Annotated in this window: 18 protein-coding genes and 1 tRNA gene; 11 read left to right on the top strand and 8 right to left on the bottom strand. The window is 63.3% G+C overall.

The genetic code is table 11. The features are described from left to right. Positions 1 to 18: 18 nt before the first annotated feature. Positions 19 to 480 carry a PTS sugar transporter subunit IIA gene (locus LB547_RS09060; RefSeq protein WP_140760638.1) on the top strand — a complete coding sequence of 154 codons (462 nt, stop codon included), beginning with the start codon at positions 19 to 21 and terminating at the stop codon, positions 478 to 480. A 17-nt stretch (positions 481 to 497) separates the two neighbouring features. Beyond that, positions 498 to 785 (top strand): PTS sugar transporter subunit IIB, encoded by a 288-nt coding sequence (locus LB547_RS09055; RefSeq protein WP_140513359.1) that lies wholly within the window; start codon positions 498 to 500, stop codon positions 783 to 785. Positions 786 to 803: 18 nt separating this feature from the next. Here the strand turns inward: LB547_RS09055 and LB547_RS09050 are convergent, their stop codons facing one another. Together LB547_RS09050 and LB547_RS09045 are read right to left on the bottom strand one after the other, a co-directional pair. Further along, positions 804 to 2,192, bottom strand: coding sequence for a multicopper oxidase family protein (locus tag LB547_RS09050; RefSeq protein ID WP_140760635.1), 1,389 nt, complete (start codon positions 2,190 to 2,192; stop codon positions 804 to 806). Between the two features lie 458 nt (positions 2,193 to 2,650). Further along, positions 2,651 to 2,725 (bottom strand) — tRNA-Thr (locus tag LB547_RS09045). Positions 2,726 to 2,887: 162 nt separating this feature from the next. On the opposite strand from LB547_RS09045, the gene LB547_RS09040 reads away from it, so the two are divergent. From LB547_RS09040 to yacG, 9 genes are all read left to right on the top strand, one after another. Beyond that, positions 2,888 to 3,064, top strand: coding sequence for a hypothetical protein (locus LB547_RS09040; RefSeq protein WP_140525563.1), 177 nt, complete (start codon positions 2,888 to 2,890; stop codon positions 3,062 to 3,064). Positions 3,065 to 3,191: 127 nt separating this feature from the next. Continuing rightward, entirely contained in the window at positions 3,192 to 4,484 is a 1,293-nt protein-coding gene (murA, locus tag LB547_RS09035) for a UDP-N-acetylglucosamine 1-carboxyvinyltransferase (RefSeq protein ID WP_140501049.1), read from the top strand. Positions 4,485 to 4,633: 149 nt separating this feature from the next. After that, a complete protein-coding gene (locus LB547_RS09030; protein WP_140501047.1) occupies positions 4,634 to 5,068 on the top strand; it encodes a DUF2948 family protein in 435 nt (144 codons plus the stop codon). Between the two features lie 3 nt (positions 5,069 to 5,071). Next, positions 5,072 to 6,364 (top strand): histidinol dehydrogenase, encoded by a 1,293-nt coding sequence (gene hisD, locus LB547_RS09025; protein ID WP_140501045.1) that lies wholly within the window; start codon positions 5,072 to 5,074, stop codon positions 6,362 to 6,364. A 5-nt stretch (positions 6,365 to 6,369) separates the two neighbouring features. Continuing rightward, positions 6,370 to 6,855: a UPF0262 family protein gene (locus LB547_RS09020; protein ID WP_140501043.1), complete on the top strand. Its 486-nt coding sequence runs from the start codon at positions 6,370 to 6,372 to the stop codon at positions 6,853 to 6,855. A gap of 48 nt (positions 6,856 to 6,903) precedes the next feature. Further along, positions 6,904 to 7,314 (top strand): low molecular weight phosphatase family protein, encoded by a 411-nt coding sequence (locus LB547_RS09015; protein WP_263483065.1) that lies wholly within the window; start codon positions 6,904 to 6,906, stop codon positions 7,312 to 7,314. Positions 7,315 to 7,510: 196 nt separating this feature from the next. Then, entirely contained in the window at positions 7,511 to 7,729 is a 219-nt protein-coding gene (infA, locus tag LB547_RS09010) for a translation initiation factor IF-1 (RefSeq protein WP_006200926.1), read from the top strand. A gap of 22 nt (positions 7,730 to 7,751) precedes the next feature. After that, complete coding sequence (locus LB547_RS09005) at positions 7,752 to 8,378, top strand: Maf-like protein (RefSeq protein ID WP_140513345.1); 627 nt, start codon at positions 7,752 to 7,754, stop codon at positions 8,376 to 8,378. Next, positions 8,375 to 8,572 (top strand): DNA gyrase inhibitor YacG, encoded by a 198-nt coding sequence (yacG, locus tag LB547_RS09000; RefSeq protein ID WP_140501037.1) that lies wholly within the window; start codon positions 8,375 to 8,377, stop codon positions 8,570 to 8,572. The genes LB547_RS09005 and yacG overlap by 4 nt, the downstream gene beginning before the upstream one ends. An 18-nt stretch (positions 8,573 to 8,590) precedes the next feature. Here the strand turns inward: yacG and LB547_RS08995 are convergent, their stop codons facing one another. From LB547_RS08995 to LB547_RS08970, 6 genes are all read right to left on the bottom strand, one after another. Continuing rightward, complete coding sequence (locus LB547_RS08995; RefSeq protein ID WP_140625614.1) at positions 8,591 to 9,961, bottom strand: alpha-glucosidase/alpha-galactosidase; 1,371 nt, start codon at positions 9,959 to 9,961, stop codon at positions 8,591 to 8,593. Between the two features lie 19 nt (positions 9,962 to 9,980). Then, entirely contained in the window at positions 9,981 to 11,648 is a 1,668-nt protein-coding gene (locus tag LB547_RS08990) for an ABC transporter ATP-binding protein (protein WP_140760628.1), read from the bottom strand. 10 nt (positions 11,649 to 11,658) lie between these two features. Further along, a complete protein-coding gene (locus LB547_RS08985; protein ID WP_140760623.1) occupies positions 11,659 to 12,795 on the bottom strand; it encodes an ABC transporter permease in 1,137 nt (378 codons plus the stop codon). Then, positions 12,796 to 13,803, bottom strand: coding sequence for an ABC transporter permease (locus tag LB547_RS08980; protein ID WP_140686535.1), 1,008 nt, complete (start codon positions 13,801 to 13,803; stop codon positions 12,796 to 12,798). It lies immediately after the preceding gene. A 123-nt stretch (positions 13,804 to 13,926) separates the two neighbouring features. Continuing rightward, the gene (locus LB547_RS08975; protein WP_140760611.1) at positions 13,927 to 16,008 is read right to left on the bottom strand and encodes an ABC transporter substrate-binding protein; all 2,082 of its coding nucleotides are present in this window, start codon (positions 16,006 to 16,008) and stop codon (positions 13,927 to 13,929) included. A gap of 108 nt (positions 16,009 to 16,116) precedes the next feature. Further along, the gene (locus LB547_RS08970) at positions 16,117 to 17,583 is read right to left on the bottom strand and encodes an alpha-glucosidase/alpha-galactosidase (RefSeq protein WP_140760603.1); all 1,467 of its coding nucleotides are present in this window, start codon (positions 17,581 to 17,583) and stop codon (positions 16,117 to 16,119) included. Positions 17,584 to 17,772: the final 189 nt, after the last annotated feature.

The following is a 17,772-nucleotide window of genomic DNA, read 5'->3' as shown; positions in this document are numbered from 1 at the left end:
TGTCGACGGAGCAAAAACATGTCTGACAGCCTCATGCAGCTTCTGGACCCCGAAGCGATCGTGCTCGGATCCGATGCCTCGACCAATGAGCAGATCATCCGCATCCTGGCCGGCCGGCTGGAGACGCTCGGCTATGTCAAAAATTCCTACGCCGACGCGGTCGTGCGTCGCGAGTTGACCATCCCGACAGGACTGCCGCTGGAGCGCCCCGACAATGTCGCGGTGCCGCACACCGATCCCGAACATGTCCTGAAGCCCGGGATCGCTTTGGGCACATTGAAGCGCCCCGTCGTCTTCGCCAACATGGAAGACCCCGACGAGAAGCTGCCGGTCGGCTTCGTCTTCCTGCTTGCCATCAATGACAAGGACAAGCAGATTGAAGCGCTGCAGGCCGTCATGGCCACCATCCAGAATCCAGATGCATTGGACGGCCTGAGGTCGGCCACGACGCTACACGACGTTCGGGCCGTGCTCGGCTGAACAAGGAGAAGCAAGAGATGTCCAGACAGAAAACAATTCTCTTTGCCTGCGGCACGGGCATAGCCACCTCAACCGCGGTCAACGTCGCCGTGACCGAGGCGATGAAGCAGCGCGGCCTGACCTTCAACGCCCAGCAGGCCAAGGCGACCGAAGTGCCGGGGCTGGCCGACAGCGTCGACTTCATCGTCGCCACGACGCCGATCTCGGCTTCGGTGACCAAGCCGGTCATCAAGGGCCTCGCCTTCCTCACCGGCATCGGCAAGGACAAGGTGCTCGACGAGATCGAGGCGCAACTGCGCAAGTAGGCCGCGGCGCGCTCGGTTTCAGGTCACCCTGACGTAGCTCGTCATGCCCGACTTCTGATGCTCGATGATGTGGCAGTGCAGCAGCCAGTCGCCGGGGTTGTCGGCGACGAAGGCGAGGCTCACCTTCTCGTTGGGCTGGATGAGATAGGTGTCTGAAATCAGCGGCTGCACGGGCCGAGTCGAGGATGACAGCACTTTGAAGCTCATGCCGTGCAAATGCATCGGATGCGATTGCGGCGTCAGGTTCTCCATGTCGATGACATAGCTCCTGCCAAGCTTCAATTCGGCCAGCGGCGCGGTCGGATCCGGCGTGTCACCCGGCCACGGCACCTTGTTGATGGCCCAGAAACTGTAGCCGAGCGAACCGCATATGCCGTCGCTCGGAATGTTCTCGGCCGTGGCGCTGAGCGCCAGCGAAATATGCTGGGCAGCGGAGAGATCGACCTCCGCCACCGGATTGGCCTCCAGCGGCGCGACATCACGAATGTCGCGCTTCAGCGACTGGCCGACCGCACGCAAGGTCGCCAGCACCTTGGGTTTGGTGCCCCTGACGTCCCGCAGGCTCACGACCGCGCCCTCCGCGTCCGGCATGCGGATGGCGAGTTCCATGCGCTGTCCCGGGCCAAGCAGCAAGGCATCGGGCGAAAAACGCTGCGGCACCGGATTGCCATCCTGCGCGATCACCGTCGCCTCCGCGCCGTCGACGCGAAAGGCATGGATGCGCGTCACGTCGGTGATGGCGACGCGCAGCCGCACCAGCCCGCCGGCCGGCGCGTCATAGTGCGGCTGGTCGAGCCAATTGGCCGTGCGCACCGTGCCATAGGTGCCGGTTCTCGCGGCATCGCGCGGCCGGAACTGGTCGATGAACTGGCCATCGTCGCCGAGACGCCAGTCGCGCAGATTGAGGACGATTTCGGCATCGAATTTCGGATCACCGGGATTTTCGACCACGATGACGCCGGTCAGGCCGTGCCCCATCTGCTCCAGCGTGTTGCAATGCGGGTGGTACCAGAAGGTGCCGGCATCGGGCGGCGTGAAGGCATAGTCGAAATGATCGCCGGTATAGACGTAGGGCTGGACCAGGAACGGAACGCCGTCCATCTTGTTGGGGACCCGAACGCCGTGCCAATGGATCGTCGTCGGGTCGTCGATGGCGTTGACGAGCCGGGCGGCGAAGGGCTCGCCCTTTTTCATCCTCAGCACCGGCGGCATTCCGGCGCTGCCATAGGTCAGCACTTCCCGGGTCGGGCCGATCTCCATCAGCCTGGCCTGGATTTTGGCCGTCTGCAGCACCACCGGCTCGGGGCCGGCGGCGGCCCAGCCGCCAAGCCTCCCCATCGCGGCGAGCCCGCCCGCACCGGCAAACGCTGCCGATTTCAGAAGTCGACGGCGTGTGATCAAGGTCATGCTGCGCTCCAGCGGGAAAGCCCTCGGAATCGCCGACTTGGATCATGATCGGGCGGCCAGCGCAAATGCCGATATCGGCATTTGCATCCCGATGAAGCCGCAACCAGCGCCGTCTGCGCGGACGGCGCTTCGCCCTGCGACTCTGATCGGGACGACGGCCGCCAGGTCATGCTTCAAGGCACTGACCGGAGCGGACTCGCCCGGGTCGCCAATGCCGATGTTTTCAACCGTCCGATCGGGCGGGTGGGTAGCGGAAGGGCGTCAAGCGGTCGCCCCCTATGGGCAGGCGCTCGTCGCGGAGGAAAGCAAGCAGGCCGATTTGCTCCCGCCATGAAAGCGCGACGAGAACCAACCTTGCGCGAAATCTCGGATTCAGGTGCCGGATGCGCCTTTTTTTGCCCGTTCGTGCCGCAAGGGCTTAAGAATGGGACGGATGGCGCTGAAAATGTCGGGCAGTCTGGTGCTGCGAGAGAGGATTGAACTCTCGACCTCTCCCTTACCAAGGGAGTGCTCTACCACTGAGCTACCGCAGCCGCTGATGGCGGGGCTTCTGCCATATCGAACCGGCAAGCGCAAGGCCAAGTGCAAAGCATCTGTGAAAGCCTTTGCCGGATACGTTTTGATGACATGGCCGCGCCACAATGTTGGTTATGCCTGAAATAGCGGCCTGGCCGGCCGCCGGCTAGGACGGGACGATGAACGACAAGACAATTCCACCGAAAAAGGGCGGCACCGGCCGCAAGGACCGGCTCGCCGAGCAGCTGCGCGCGAATCTGCTGAAACGCAAGGCACAGTCGCGCTCGCGGCGCGCCGGCGAGGCCGACAAGCGGCCGGACGGGGTCGGCGCGGCGAAGGAAATACAAAAAGATTAACTCAAATCCGCCACTCTTGGGTCGGGTGCCAGGAAATCCTATTTCTTGAACCAGCTTGGCCGATGGTCTAGACGGGCCGATAATCAAACGATTGAAACCGGCTTTCAGGGCCGAGGGGATAGTCTTCATGGATCGCATCAGAATTGTCGGCGGCAACAAGCTCGCCGGAAGCATTCCGATCTCGGGCGCGAAAAACGCCGCCCTGCCGCTGATGATCGCGTCGCTTCTGACAGACGACACGCTGACGCTCGAAAACGTGCCGCATCTGGCCGATGTCGAGCAGCTGATCCGCATCCTGGGCAATCACGGCGTCGATTATTCGGTCAACGGACGCCGCGAAAAGCAGAATGAAGGCTATTCGCGCACCATCAATTTCTCCGCCCGCAACATCGTCGACACGACGGCCCCCTACGAGCTGGTGTCGAAGATGCGCGCTTCGTTCTGGGTCATCGGCCCGCTGCTGGCCCGCATGGGCGAGGCCAAGGTGTCGCTTCCGGGCGGTTGCGCCATCGGCACGCGGCCGGTCGACCTGTTCCTGGAAGGCCTGCAGGCGCTGGGCGCCGACATCGACGTCGACACCGGCTACGTTATCGCCAAGACCAGGAATGGCCGCCTCGTCGGCAACCGTTACGTCTTTCCGAAAGTGTCGGTCGGCGCCACCCATGTGCTGATGATGGCGGCGTCGCTCGCCAAGGGCGAGACGGTGCTTGAAAACGCCGCCTGCGAGCCCGAGATCGTCAACCTCGCCGAATGCCTCAATGCCATGGGCGCCAAGATTTCCGGCGCCGGCACGCCAACCATCACCATCGACGGCGTCGAGGCGCTGTCGGGCGCGCGCGTGCGCGTCATCCCGGACCGGATCGAGACCGGAACCTATGCCATGGCCGTCGCCATGACCGGCGGCGACGTCGTGCTCGAGGGCGCGCGTCCCGATTTGCTGCAGACCGCGCTGGACGTGATCGCGCAGACGGGCGCCGAGATCACGCCGACCAATTCCGGCATCCGCGTCAAGCGCAACGGCGCCGGCATTTCACCGGTCAACGTGACGACGGCGCCCTTCCCGGCTTTCCCGACCGATCTGCAGGCGCAGTTCATGGGGCTGATGACCATGGCCAAGGGCAAGTCGCGCATCACCGAGACGATCTTCGAAAACCGCTTCATGCATGTGCAGGAACTGGCGCGCCTGGGCGCACACATCACACTTTCGGGCCAGACGGCGATCGTCGACGGCGTGCCGAAATTGAAAGGCGCGCCTGTCATGGCGACCGACCTTCGCGCTTCCGTTTCGCTGGTCATTGCCGGCCTGGCGGCCGAAGGCGAAACCACGGTCAACCGCGTCTATCATCTCGACCGCGGCTTCGAGCGGCTGGAGGAAAAGCTGTCCAATTGCGGCGCGGTGATCGAACGGATCTCGGCTTAGGCCGATCCCCGCCCGCCTCACGGCTGCACGGACCGGAATGACCTCCGGATTCCTGTTCGAGCATGATCTTTTCCGAAAAGCGGTTTCCACTTTTCGGGATCATGCTCTAACAGAAGGCTGAACAGTCAATTTTCAGGTGCGAAATCCGCATGAACGGCCTTAAGCTTATCGCCCTCGACGACCAGGACCTGAGCATCGTCTCCGCCCATGTCCAGGACGCCGTGATGAAAGTCTCGGACCTTGAATACCTTCCCGCGGCCAAGCGTTTCGTGCTGACCATGAACCGTTTCGTCTGGGAGGCCAAATCGGGCTTCTTTCGCCAGCACAACGAACGGCGCCAGGCCGTGCTGCATTTCGATCGGGTTCTGGGCGCCAAGACCAGCGGCATAGCCCGCGACAAGCCGGCCGAAGTGCTGTCGCTGCTGGCGATCAGCTTCATCGAGATCAGCAAGCCGGCCGGCATCGTCGAGCTGATCTTTTCGGGAGGCGGCGCAATCATGCTCGATGTCGAATGCATCGAGGCCCGCCTTGCCGATGTCGGCGGCGCGTGGGAAGCCACGTCGCGTCCCGTGCACAGGGCCTGAGCGATGGCCATCACGCTTCGCCAGTCCGACGCCGATTTCGAACAGCGTTTCGCCGCTTTCCTCACCACCAAGAGAGAAGTGTCGGCCGATGTCGACGCGGCCGTGCGCCAGATCATCGCGCGCGTGCGCGCCGACGGCGACGCCGCCCTCGTCGACTTTACCAGACGCTTCGACCGGGCCGACCTCAGGGAACTCGGCATTGCCGTGTCGAAGGACGAGATCGCCCGCGCCTATGCCGCTTGCGACCACCAGACGATCGAGGCGCTCGAATTCGCGCGCGACCGCATCCGCGCCTATCACGAGCGGCAGCGGCCGAAGGACGACCGCTTTACCGACGCCGCGGGCGTCGAGCTCGGCTGGCGCTGGACCGCGGTCGAGGCGGTCGGGCTTTACGTGCCGGGCGGTACTGCGAGCTATCCGAGTTCGGTGCTGATGAACGCCATACCGGCCAAGGTCGCCGGCGTGGAGCGCATCGTCATGGTGGTGCCGGCACCCGGCGGCGTCATCAATCCGCTTGTGCTGGTGGCGGCCGACCTTGCCGGCGTGCCGGAAATCTATCGCGTCGGCGGCGCCCAGGCGATCGCTGCCCTGGCCTATGGCACCGAGACGATCAAGCCGGTCGCCAAGATCGTCGGCCCTGGCAACGCCTATGTCGCGGCGGCCAAGCGCCAGGTGTTCGGCACCGTCGGCATCGACATGATCGCCGGCCCCTCGGAAGTGCTGGTCGTGGCCGACGGCGACAATGATCCCGACTGGATCGCCGCCGATCTCCTGGCCCAGGCCGAACATGACGCGTCCGCGCAGTCGATCCTGATCACCGACGATCCGGCCTTTGGCAAGGCGGTGGAGGAGGCGGTCGAACGGCAGCTGCCAAACCTGCCACGGGCGGAGACGGCAGCGGCGAGTTGGCGCGATTTCGGCGCGGTGATCGAGGTCGAGGCGATCGAGGCGGCGCTGCCTCTGGTCGACCGCATCGCGGCCGAGCATGTCGAACTGGCAATCGACGACGCCGAGGGCTTCCTGTCGCGGATGCACAATGCCGGTGCCGTGTTTCTCGGCCGCCATACGCCGGAAGCCATCGGGGACTATGTCGGCGGTTCCAACCACGTGCTGCCGACGGCGCGCTCGGCGCGTTTCTCGTCAGGGCTTTCGGTACTCGATTTCGTCAAGCGCACCTCGATCCTGAAGCTCGGGCCCGAGCAATTGCGCGCGCTGGCGCCCGCCGCGATCGCGCTGGCCAAGGCGGAAGGGCTCGACGCGCATGGACGCTCCGTCGCTATCCGGCTGAACATGTAGGCGCCATGTCGGGCTCCGATCAAACCCGGGCGAGGCTGATCGATGTCGAACTCGATGAATCGATCGGCCGTTCGACGCCCGACGTCGAGCACGAACGCGCGGTGGCGATCTTCGACCTGATCGAGGAGAACAGTTTTCAACCGGTCAATGACAGCGGCGCCGGCCCCTACCGGCTGAAGCTGTCGCTGGCCGAGTCCCGCCTGGTTTTCGCCGTGACGCGCGACGACGGTTCCGCCGTGGTGACCCATATCCTGTCGCTGACGCCGCTCAGGCGCATCGTCAAGGACTACTACATGATCTGCGAAAGCTATTACGACGCCATTCGCTCCTCGACGCCGAGCCATATCGAGGCGATCGACATGGGTCGCCGCGGCCTGCACAACGAGGGTTCGCAGACGTTGATGGACCGGCTCGCCGGCAAGATCGACATCGATTTCGACACGGCGCGCCGGCTGTTCACGCTGGTCTGCGTGCTCCATTGGCGGGGTTAACCCCTGACCGCCGGCGCACCGCCCCGTTCGATCCTGTTCCTGTGCGGCATGAATGCCGTGCGCTCGCCGATGGCCGAGCTGTTGGCGCGGCGCATGCTGCCGGCCAGCACCTTCGTCGCCTCCGCGGGCGTGCGCAGCGGCGAGCGTGACCCGTTCGTCGATGCCGTACTTGCCGAGGAAGGCCTGTCGCTGGGCGAGCGCCATCCAAGGACGATGGACGAGCTGGAAGACGACTATTTCGATCTCATCGTCACGCTCGCGCCGGAGGCGCACCATGCCGCGCTGGAGCTCACCCGCTCGCTCGCCGTTGAGGTCGAATACTGGCCGACGCCGGATCCTACCGGCGCCAGCGGCACGCGCGAGCAGATCATCGCGGCCTATCGCGATGTGCGCGAACGGCTGAAGTTGCGCATAGGCCGACGTTTTTTGCTTCCAGAAGAAAAAACCGCGACGGATTAAGCGTGTTCACAAGCCGACGATTATCATATAGGTTCCGCCGAATTTCCGGCTAGAGTCGGATGCGGTTGGGTCTCTTCGACCTGACAGCTTCCGACTCTAGATCAAAGAAGTAGAGCATGATGTCGTCCGAAAACCGCTTCATACTTTTCGGCATCATGCTCTAAACGCCGGGAAACCATCCAAGCAAAGGTATCGAATGCCGAAGGAAGAAGTCCTCGAGTTTCCGGGTGTCGTCACGGAACTGCTGCCCAACGCCATGTTCCGGGTGAAACTCGAAAACGAACACGAAATCATAGCCCATACGGCCGGCCGCATGCGCAAGAACCGCATCCGCGTGCTGACCGGCGACAAGGTCCTGGTCGAGATGACGCCCTACGACCTGACCAAGGGCCGCATCACCTATCGTTTCAAGTAAGATCAAGGCCGACTGGTCCGCGATGAGCATTTTGCTGAAGCTGGTGCTTGCCTCGGGTTCGCCGCGCCGCATCGAACTCCTGCAGCAGGCCGGCATCGAACCGGACCGCATATTGCCCGCCGACATCGACGAGACGCCGCTGCGTGCCGAGCATCCGCGCTCGCTGGCCAAAAGGCTGTCGAAGGAAAAGGCCGAAAAGGCATTTGCCTCACTGAAGTCGGAAACCGACTACGCGCCGGCCTTGGTGCTGGCCGCCGACACGGTGGTCGCTGTCGGGCGGCGCATCCTGCCCAAGGCCGAGACGCTCGATGATGCCGCCAACTGCCTCGGACTGCTGTCGGGGCGTTCGCACCGGGTCTATTCCGGCATCTGCCTGATCACGCCCGGCGGCAAACTGCGCCAGCGGCTGGTCGAGACGCGGGTGCGGTTCAAGCGGCTGCCGCGCGAGGAGATCGACGCCTATGTCGCGTCGGGAGAATGGCGCGGCAAGGCCGGCGGCTATGCCGTACAGGGGCTTGCGGGCGCTTTCGTCGTCAAGCTGGTCGGCTCCTACACCAATGTCGTCGGCTTGCCGCTTTACGAGACCGTAGCGTTGCTTTCGGGCGAAGGCTTCAAGGTCCATCACAACTGGTCCTCGGCGCGGCCATGAGCGCGGACGACAAGGTGACGCCGCTGCGGCCAAGGCGCCCCTGCCCCGAATGCGGCAAGCCTTCGGCGCGCGAGACCTACCCGTTCTGCTCCAAGCGCTGCAAGGACATCGACCTCAACCGCTGGCTGAAGGGCGCCTATGTCATCAAAGCCCGCGACGACGAGGAAGAACCCGACGCCGACGAGCCGAAATAAGCTAAGAGCGACGCTTGGTCAGGCGGCTTCAGTCTTGCGGCTCACGCGCGCCCAGGCCGGCAGCCAGTCGCCGTGAGCGGCAAGAAGCTCGTCCACCAGTGACCATATCTGGTCGAGGTCGAGCTCGGCTGCCGTGTGCGGATCCATCATCGCCGCATGATAGATGTGTTCCCGGTTCTCGCTCGTCAGCGCCCGCACCGTCAGTTCCTGCACGTTGATGTTGGTGCGGATCAGCGCCGTCAATTGCGGCGGCAGGTCGCCGATGTAAGTCGGCTGGATGCCGGAGGCGTCGACCAGGCACGGCACCTCGGCGGCGCACTCGCGGGGCAGCGAGGTGATGCAGCCATTGTTGCGAACATTGCCGTAGATCACCGACGGCTCGCCGGTCCAGACCGAATTCATGATCGAGGAGGCATATTCCTTCGACTGCTCGACTTCGATGCGCTCGGCCGAACGGTAGGCCTCCGCCTGCCCCTGCCAACGCTCGATCTGCTCGATGCAGCGCTTGGGATATTCATCCAGCGGGATACCGTATTTCTCGATCAGGTCGGGACGGCCGCTCTTGATGAAATAGGGCGTGTATTCGGCGAAATGCTCCGAGCTTTCGGTGACAAAATAACCGAGCCGGGTCAGCATCTCGTAACGCACCTTGTTGGGGCAGCGCGGATTCCAGCCGGGCTTGGGCGCACGCCCTTCGCGATAGGCGCGCAGGAGATCCGGGTAGAGGTCGCGGTAGGAGCCGTCAGCCTGGCGGTGCTCGAACTTCAGGTAGAAGGCCATGTGGTTGATGCCGGCGGAGCGATAGCGGATGTCCTCGTAGGGAAGATCGAGATCGTGCGCCAGTTCCATCGCGGTGCCCTGCACCGAGTGGCAGAGGCCGACCTGCCTGATCTCTGGATATTTCTCCGATATCGCCCAGGTGTTGATCGCCATCGGGTTGACGTATTGCAGCATGATCGCCTCGGGGCAGACGGCGAGCATGTCCTCGCAGATCTTCCACAGATGCGGCACGGTCCTCAGGCCTCGCATGATGCCGCCGATGCCGAGCGTGTCGGCTATGGTCTGGCGCAGGCCATATTTCTTCGGCACTTCAAAGTCGGTGACGGTGCAGGGCTCGTAGCCGCCGATCTGGAAGGCGACGACGACGAAATCGGCACCGGCCAGCGCCTTGCGCTGGTCGGAATAGGTCTCCGCTTTCGCCTTCACGCCGAGCGTCGCGATCAGCTTGTTGACGACGACGGCACTCTCTTCCAGCCGCTGCGGATCGATGTCCATCAGCGCGATCGTCGCGCCCGAAAGCGCCGGCCGCTGCAGCACGTCGCCGACGATGTTCTTCATGAACACGGTCGAGCCGGCGCCGATGAAAGTGATCCTGGGATGTCTTGCCACGCTAACCTCCGGCATGTGTTCAGGCCACGTCGAAAGCGGCCCGGACGAGCCGTTCGGTGTAGGCGGTCTTGGGATTGGTGAGGACCTCGTCGACAGGTCCCTGTTCGACGATCTTGCCGTGCTGCATGACGATGACGCGGTGGCACAGAGCGCGAACCACCTTGAGATCGTGCGAGATGAAGAGATAACTCAGGCCGCGCTCGTCCTGCAGCTTGCGCAAGAGATCGATGATCTGCGCCTGGACGGAGAGGTCGAGCGCTGATGTCGGTTCGTCGAGCAGGATGAATTCCGGTTCCAACGCGATGGCTCGGGCAATCGCGACGCGCTGCCGCTGTCCGCCGGAGAACTCGTGCGGAAATCGCGAAAGGATGTCGCCCGGCATGCCGGCGCTTACCAGCGCCTCGCGCACCCGCTCGACCCGCTCGCGCCGCGTCGCCCCGATGCCGTTGACGATCAGCCCTTCCTCGATGATCTGCCCGATCGTCATGCGCGGGTTGAGCGAGGAGAACGGATCCTGGAAGACGACCTGCATGCGCGATCGCAGCGGCCGCATCTCGGCCCGTGACAGCCCATGGATCGGCTGGCCGTCGAAACGGATCTCGCCGCGCTTGGCATCGATCAACCTGAGCAGGCACTGGCCGAATGTGGTCTTGCCGGAGCCGGATTCGCCGACCAGTCCCAGTGTTTCGTGGCGGCAAAGCTTGAGATCGAGATCGTCGACGGCGACCAGCTCGCGCCAGTCCGGTTTGAGGAAAGTGCCGTGGCGCAGCATGAAGCAGACGCGCACCCCGTTCGCTTCGAGAATGGTGCCGGAGCCCTCCGGCAGCGGCTGTGGCCGCCCGCGCGGTTCAGAGGCGAGCAGTCGTTGCGTATAAGGATGCTGGGGATCGGAGAACAGACGTTCGGTGACGTTGTGTTCGCGCATTTCTCCATGCTGCATGACATAGACGTAGTCGGAGAATTTGCGCACGACCGTGAGGTCATGGGTGATCAGGATCACCGCCATGCGCAGCTCTTTTTGCAGGTTGCGGATCAGGTTCAGGATCTGCGCCTGGACGGTGACGTCGAGCGCCGTCGTCGGCTCGTCGGCGATCAGCACGTCGGGATCGTTAGCCAGCGCCATGGCGATCATCACGCGCTGGCGCTGGCCACCCGAGAGCTGATGCGGATATTGCTTGAGCCGCGCGACCGGATCCGGGATCTGGACATGCTGCAAGAGTTCGAGCGCCCGCGCCCAGGCTTGCCGCCGGCCGACCTTGCGATGAACCCTGATCGCCTCGACGATCTGGCTGCCGATCGTATAGATCGGATTGAGCGAGCTCATCGGCTCCTGGAAGATCATCGAGATGCGGTTGCCGCGCAGCTTGCGCCGGGCGCTCTCGGGGAACTTCAGGATGTTCTGCCCATCATAACAGACGGTCGATCTCGGCGACACGGTGGCGCGCCGGGACAGCAATCCCATGACGGTGCGCGCCGTTACCGATTTGCCGGAACCGGATTCGCCGACGATGGCGATCGTCTCGCCGCGATAGAGCTGGAACGAGACGTCCTTGACCGCCTCGACCGTGCCGTGCTCGACCTTGAAGGCGACCTCGATGTTGCGGGCATCGATGACGGGTTCTCCCTGGCGTCCGTCATGGTCGTGCCGGACGGAAGGTGCGAAAGGTTCGGCGAGCGCGAGCGTCATCCCAGCCACCTCAATAAGGATCGACGGCGTCGCGCAGCCCGTCGCCCAGCGCGTTGAAGGCAAAGACGGTGACCAGCACGAAACCGACCGGCGACAGTATCCACGGATAGGTGCCTATGACGGAGTAGGTCGCGGTGTCCTGCAGCATCAGCCCCCAGGAGATCAGCGGCGGTTTCACCGCAAAGCCGAGAAAACCGAGGAAGGATTCGAGCAGCACAACCGTCGGGATCGCCAACGTCACCGCAACGATCACATGGCTCATCACATTGGGGAAAATGTGCTGCATGATGATGCGCCGGTCGGTGGCGCCCACCGCCATGGCGGCACGTACGTATTCAATGCGCGCAAGCGCCAGCGTCTTGCCGCGCACCTCGCGCGACATCTGCGCCCAGCCCAGCGCCGACATCACGATGATGACGAAGGCGAGGAAGACGTTTGTGGGCGCGGTGACCGGGATCAGCGTCGTCAGCGCCAGATAGAGCGGCAGTTGCGGGAAGGCCAGCACGAGTTCGACGAAGCGCTGCATCCAGACATCGAACCGACCGCCGAAATAGCCGGAAGCCATGCCGACCGTAGTGCCGATGACGGTGATGATGAAGACCACCGTCAGCGCGATCATCAGCGAGACGCGCGAGCCGTAGATGGCGCGCGAGAGCACGTCGCGTCCAAACTTGTCGGTGCCGAGGAAATGCACCGGCTGGCCGTCCATCGAGCCGAAGAAATGCCGGTTCGCCGCAATGAGCCCGAAGAGCCTGTAGGGCGCACCCTCGACGAAGAAGCCGAGCAGTCGTGGATGATCATAGTCGGGACCGACGATGGGCTGAAAGGTGACCGGATCGAGATCCGCCGAATCCGCCAGCGCATAGACCCGGGGCCGGGCGACGAAATCGCCGTCCCTGTCGTGGAAAACAGGGGTTTGCGGCGGCGCGAAGGCGACATCGGTCACCTTCGGGTCCATCGGCGCCAGGAACTCGGCGAATACCGCCATGAGGATCAGCAGCACGACGAGCCAGAACCCCGCCATGCCGGTCCAGGAGCGCTTCAGCCGGCGCCAGACGAGCGCGGTGTAGCTCTCGTTGCCGCGCGCGGGTCTCTCGACGGGTCCTTTGGCCGGCAGCGGCGGTGGCGATGTATCGCGGGCCAACATCTAGCTCTCCCCGAACTGGCGCACGCGCGGATCGAGCAGGACCAGCAACATGTCGGCGATGATGTTGCCGACGATCAGCGTCGCCGACAGCACCATCATGAAAGTGGCGGTGACATAGACGTCGCCGACCGCCATCGAGCCGACGATCGCCGGGCCGACGGTCGGCAGCGCGAAGATGATCGCCGTCTCGATTTCGCCGGTCAGCATGTAGGGCAGCACCACGCCCTGATACATGACCAGCGGATGCAGCGCATTGGGCACGGCGTGTCGCATGACGACGGCGCTGCCGGTCAGCCCCTTGGCTCTGGCCGTCTCGACATATTGCGCATTCAGCGTGTCGAGCAGATTGCCGCGCATGACGCGCATGTTGTAGGCGAGCCCGCCGAAGGTGGCGATCGCGACCACCGGCCAGACATGCTTGACCAGATCGACGAACTTGGCCCACGACCATGGCGCACCGCCATATTGCGGCGAGAAGAAGCTGCCTATCTCCGAGACGTTGAACTGGAAGACCAGGAGATAGACGATGATCAGCGCCATCAGGAAGCGCGGCACCGTCATGCCGAGGAAGGAAATGGCCGAAAGTGTCGAGTCGATCCAGGTGTATTGCCTGGTTGCCGCCCAGATGCCGAAGGTGATGCCGAGCACCGAGGCGAGCAGATGGCACACAAGCGCCAGGATGAGGGTGCGCGGCAGGCGCTCGCCCACGACGTCGGCTACCGGCTTGTTGTAGTAGAGGCTGTAGCCGAAATCGCCGCGGGTGACGATGCCGCCGATCCAGTTGAGATACTGGACGGGCAGCGGCTTATCGAGGCCATGTTCGATCCGGTAGGCGTTGGCCTGAGCGTCGGCTTCGGCGAAGGAAGCGCCTCCCTGGTTGATCAGCTGCGAGCGGATGTAGTCGGCATAGTCGCCGGGCGGTGCCTGGATGATGGCGAAGGTGACGAGGCTCAGTATGGCAAGGACCGGGATTGCCGACGCTATGCGCATGAGCAGAAATCGCAGCATGGACGGTCGCTTCCTCGTCTTGCCGATCGCGTCTTTTTGGTGCGTTCGGAGGTTGCCTTTGTCCGGCCCCCCCCGCCGCGCCGCCAGCGGCGCGGCCGGAGGTCTCAGTCAGGGGAGGTAAACTTACATCGGGCCCTTGTCTCCAGGCTTGCCCGGCAGCTCTTCCGGGAACAATTCGTATTTCGCCTGCTTGTCGGCCGCCACGAAGACCCGCTCGCGGATGATCGAATCCTCTGCCCAGTTGAACATGTAGATCGGCGTGCCCCTTGGAACGTTGGAGAAGCGTTTGTTGACGATCAGCGCACCGGGATATTCCGTCAGGCCGACATTGTAGACGTGCTCCGTCGAAATCTTCTGGAAGTCTCTCATCAGGGCGGCGCGCTGGTCATTGTCCTCAGACGTGACAAATTTGTTGACGATGTCGACGAGGTCCTTCTCGAAAGGCATCAGGTCGACCTCGCCGCTTTCAGGTGCGCGGTGATCCCAGCTGGTCTTGGGGCCGACGGGAGCGAGCTGCACGGTGTTCTGTACGACGGAGGTCAGCTCCTGGTCGTTGCGTCGGATCAGCCAGTCGAAACGCCCGGAATATTGCGAGGCATCGCGCTGGGTGCCGTTGAGACCGTTGAGCACGATCCGCAGCCCGAGTTTCTCCATCTGCGCGACGACGCCTTCGGCGAGGCTCTTGTCGGTGCCGTAGTCATTGTTGACCAGCATGACGATCTCGACATTCTTGCCGCCGGCCGTGCCGGCCGGGAAGTTCACGAAGCCGTCGCCATCGGTATCCTTGAGGCCGGCCTTGGCGAGTTCGGCCTTGGCGCCCTCGAGGTCGAAGGGATAGTAGACCGTCGACTTGCGGTCATAGAAGCTGGTGCCGGAGGACAAGCCGCCGGGGTAGATGGCGGTGAACGGCCCCTTGACCAGGGAGTTGCCCAGCGCCTTGCGGTCGAGCGCCATGGTAACCGCCTTGCGGAAATCCTCATTGCGGTTCAGCTCGCGAATCGCCTGACCGCGCTCGTCCGGGTTGCCCCAGCCATTAGCGGAAAAATTGAGGCGCAGATTATAGCCGATCAGCCGTGGACCGAACGCCAGGCGTGCAGGCGCATTCGCCTCCGCGGCCCGCTTCAGCGAGGCGACGAAGTTCTCCGGCTGCTCGAGATTGGAGAAATCGCCCGAGCCGGCCACCGCCTGGACATCGCGATCGGCCCAGGTGGACAGCTTGTAGTGCAACTCGTTGAGGTAGGGCAGCTGATTGCCCTTCTCGTCGACCTTCCAATAATAGGGATTGCGGCGCATGACGATGATGTCGTCCGGCCGGTATTCGACCGGCACCCAGGCGCCCATGACCGGCATGTTCATATATTCCGGCGGGAAGGCGTTCTTGAACTGGTCGTAGGTGTTCTTCGAATATTTCGGATGCTGCGGCTTCAATATGTGCGCGGGGCCAGGACAGAAAGTGCCGTAGGCCATCGCGTAGAGATACTGTTTCGGGAAGGCTTCCTTGAAGGTCCACTCGACGGTGTAGTCGTCGACCTTCTTGAGCGTGGTGCCGACGCCGAACGTTTCCTGGGTGGCACCATTGAGCGGCGAGACATTGGGATCGACGACCTCGTCGTCCCAGTAGAACATGACGTCGTCTGAGTTGAAGGGCGCGCCGTCGGACCATTTGGCACCCTCGACGAGGTGCATGGTGAGCTTGTGGCCATCCGCCGACCAGTCCCAGCTTTTGGCGAGGTTGGGCAGCGGTTCGGTGTCCTTGGCCTCGACCTGGAACAGCGGCGCGGTGCGCGTCAGGCATTCGGACAGGCCGATATCGATGCCGCCCCATCCCTGCGTCTGACCGGCGCCGTAGTTCCAGCCTTCCGGCCGCCCGCCGATAACGTGGCGCATTGTATCGCCGTAGACGCCGATGCCATCAGGCATGTTGCCCGTCTTGAAAACCAAGGGCTCCTTCGGCAGCCTGTCTTTCACCGGCGGCAGCTTGCCGGCCTTGACGTATTTCTCGGTCACCCAGTCCGGCTCCTGATAGTCGGGCAGCGCCTTGAACTCCAGAATAGAGTCGCGCGGCACATAGGCGATCTTGCCTTCGGCCGGAAACGCCGCCGGTACCGGCGGGACCGTCGGCTCGGAGGCGAAAGCGTTGAGCGCCGGGACGGAGACGCTCAGCGCCAGTCCCGCGACCATGCCAATGCTGCGTAGGTTCCTCATTGTCTCCTCCCTCGTGTTCGGACGTTTTGTTTTGCTGCTGCTCGTCTTGTGCCTGGACGGCTGACTGCGGTGGACCTACCTCCCGTGGATCCGCCGTCGCACCCGGTTTCAGCCAGCCTGCTTCAGCGCGGCCTTCTCGGCGCGCAACTCCTCGATCGAGCGGACGCTGCGCCGCGCGGCGCCCGCCCACTCGCGGGTCTTGACGCTGGATTTGGACAGCCGCTCTTTTGCCGCCGGAACCGCATGCGCATATTGCGGCAGCCAGGCGGCTTCAGCGACGACCATTTCGTCGACCATCTGCCAGACCTCCTCCGGTGTCGATACCGCACCAACCAGCGGGTCATGCAGCACGGCAAGCTTGAGCAGGTCGATGTCGCCGGATATGGCGGCATGCACCGACATGCGCTGGACATTGATCGAGGATATGCAGGTCGCGGCACATGCTTCCGGCAAGGTGATGCCGGCCGCCATGTTGATGCCGAAGCGGTCGACGAAGCCGGGCGATTCGACGATGGCGTCCTGCGGCAAATTGGTGATGACACCGTCATTCTTGACGTTGAAGTGGCCGCGATAGACGCGGTTGGTCTCCAGCGCCTCCAAGATGTGGCTGGCATGCTCGTTGGAGCGTTTTGACGGATCGATCGGCTTCGACGCCGCTTCGAGGAATTGCGGATATTCCGTCTCGAACCAGTTGCGGGTCTCGGTGGAATAACGGAGATAGCCGCCCGTCTCGCCATGGATCCAGTCGGACATGTCGATCCAGCGGGTGATCTCGTCCGGACGCTTGCGGTACCAGGGAAGATACTCGGACAAATGGCCGTTGCTTTCGGTCGAATAAACGCCGAAGCGCTTCAACACGTCTATGCGCAGTTTCTCCTGCCTGGAATAGACCGGATGCGCCTCGAAGGCGGCGACCAGCTCGTCCTTGCCGATTTCGCGACCGTTCAGGCGCAACTCGATGAACCAGGTCTGGTGGTTTATGCCGGAACAGACATAGTCGAGCTCCCGAGGCGACTTCGCGCCCAGCACCTCGGCGATCTGCTCGGCGCCGTGCTGGACGCCGTGGCACAGCCCGACCGTGTCGACCTTGCCGTACTCGATCGCCGCCCAGGTGTTCATCGCCATCGGGTTGGCATAGTTGAGGAATTTCGCATCGGTCTCGGCGACCTCGCGTATATCCTTGCAGAAATCGAGGATCACCGGGATGTTGCGCTGGCCATAGAGGATGCCGCCGGCGCAGATCGTGTCGCCGACGCATTGGTCGATGCCGTATTTCAAGGGGATCCTGATATCGTCGGCATAGGCTTCGAGGCCACCGACCCGCACACAGCTGATGACATAACGAGCGCCCTCGAGCGCCTCGCGGCGGTCTGTCGTCGCCGTCACCTTGGTCGGCAATTTGTTGGCCTCGACGATCCGGTCGAGGATCGCCTTGATCATCTGGAGATTGTGCTCGCTGACATCGGTCAGCGCGAATTCGATACCCTTGAATTCCGGCACGCACAGTATGTCGGTGAACAGTTTCTTGGTGAAGCCGACGCTGCCGGCGCCGATAATAGCGATTTTGAAACTCATCACCTTCACCTCGATCCGATCGGATGCTAGGCAAGGAGCAGCAAGGGAGGATATGGCCACACGCCAAGGCGCGCGTGCCAATCGAGCCGAATTCCGGCTTTTCTCCTCCCGCCCGCTCCTCGACCGCGGGTTCTTCACGTTCTTCGGGGATGGATTATGCGCTTATTCGCGAGCACGGCCAGAGAAGGA

Origin of the sequence: Mesorhizobium sp. B264B1B (assembly GCF_020165765.1) — a bacterium.
Lineage (GTDB): Bacteria > Pseudomonadota > Alphaproteobacteria > Rhizobiales > Rhizobiaceae > Mesorhizobium.
This window is presented reverse-complemented; position numbering and strand designations above follow the sequence as displayed.

Bases quoted from the DNA above. Each gene is read 5' to 3' on its own strand.
- LB547_RS09060 (WP_140760638.1), top strand. From the start codon at position 19: ATGTCTGACAGCCTCATGCAGCTTCTGGACCCCGAAGCGATCGTGCTC.
- LB547_RS09055 (WP_140513359.1), top strand. From the start codon at position 498: ATGTCCAGACAGAAAACAATTCTCTTTGCCTGCGGCACGGGCATAGCC.
- LB547_RS09050 (WP_140760635.1), bottom strand. From the start codon at position 2,192: ATGACCTTGATCACACGCCGTCGACTTCTGAAATCGGCAGCGTTTGCC.
- LB547_RS09040 (WP_140525563.1), top strand. From the start codon at position 2,888: ATGAACGACAAGACAATTCCACCGAAAAAGGGCGGCACCGGCCGCAAG.
- murA (WP_140501049.1), top strand. From the start codon at position 3,192: ATGGATCGCATCAGAATTGTCGGCGGCAACAAGCTCGCCGGAAGCATT.
- LB547_RS09030 (WP_140501047.1), top strand. From the start codon at position 4,634: ATGAACGGCCTTAAGCTTATCGCCCTCGACGACCAGGACCTGAGCATC.
- hisD (WP_140501045.1), top strand. From the start codon at position 5,072: ATGGCCATCACGCTTCGCCAGTCCGACGCCGATTTCGAACAGCGTTTC.
- LB547_RS09020 (WP_140501043.1), top strand. From the start codon at position 6,370: ATGTCGGGCTCCGATCAAACCCGGGCGAGGCTGATCGATGTCGAACTC.
- LB547_RS09015 (WP_263483065.1), top strand. From the start codon at position 6,904: ATGAATGCCGTGCGCTCGCCGATGGCCGAGCTGTTGGCGCGGCGCATG.
- infA (WP_006200926.1), top strand. From the start codon at position 7,511: ATGCCGAAGGAAGAAGTCCTCGAGTTTCCGGGTGTCGTCACGGAACTG.
- LB547_RS09005 (WP_140513345.1), top strand. From the start codon at position 7,752: ATGAGCATTTTGCTGAAGCTGGTGCTTGCCTCGGGTTCGCCGCGCCGC.
- yacG (WP_140501037.1), top strand. From the start codon at position 8,375: ATGAGCGCGGACGACAAGGTGACGCCGCTGCGGCCAAGGCGCCCCTGC.
- LB547_RS08990 (WP_140760628.1), bottom strand. From the start codon at position 11,648: ATGACGCTCGCGCTCGCCGAACCTTTCGCACCTTCCGTCCGGCACGAC.
- LB547_RS08985 (WP_140760623.1), bottom strand. From the start codon at position 12,795: ATGTTGGCCCGCGATACATCGCCACCGCCGCTGCCGGCCAAAGGACCC.
- LB547_RS08980 (WP_140686535.1), bottom strand. From the start codon at position 13,803: ATGCTGCGATTTCTGCTCATGCGCATAGCGTCGGCAATCCCGGTCCTT.
- LB547_RS08975 (WP_140760611.1), bottom strand. From the start codon at position 16,008: ATGAGGAACCTACGCAGCATTGGCATGGTCGCGGGACTGGCGCTGAGC.
- LB547_RS08970 (WP_140760603.1), bottom strand. From the start codon at position 17,583: ATGAGTTTCAAAATCGCTATTATCGGCGCCGGCAGCGTCGGCTTCACC.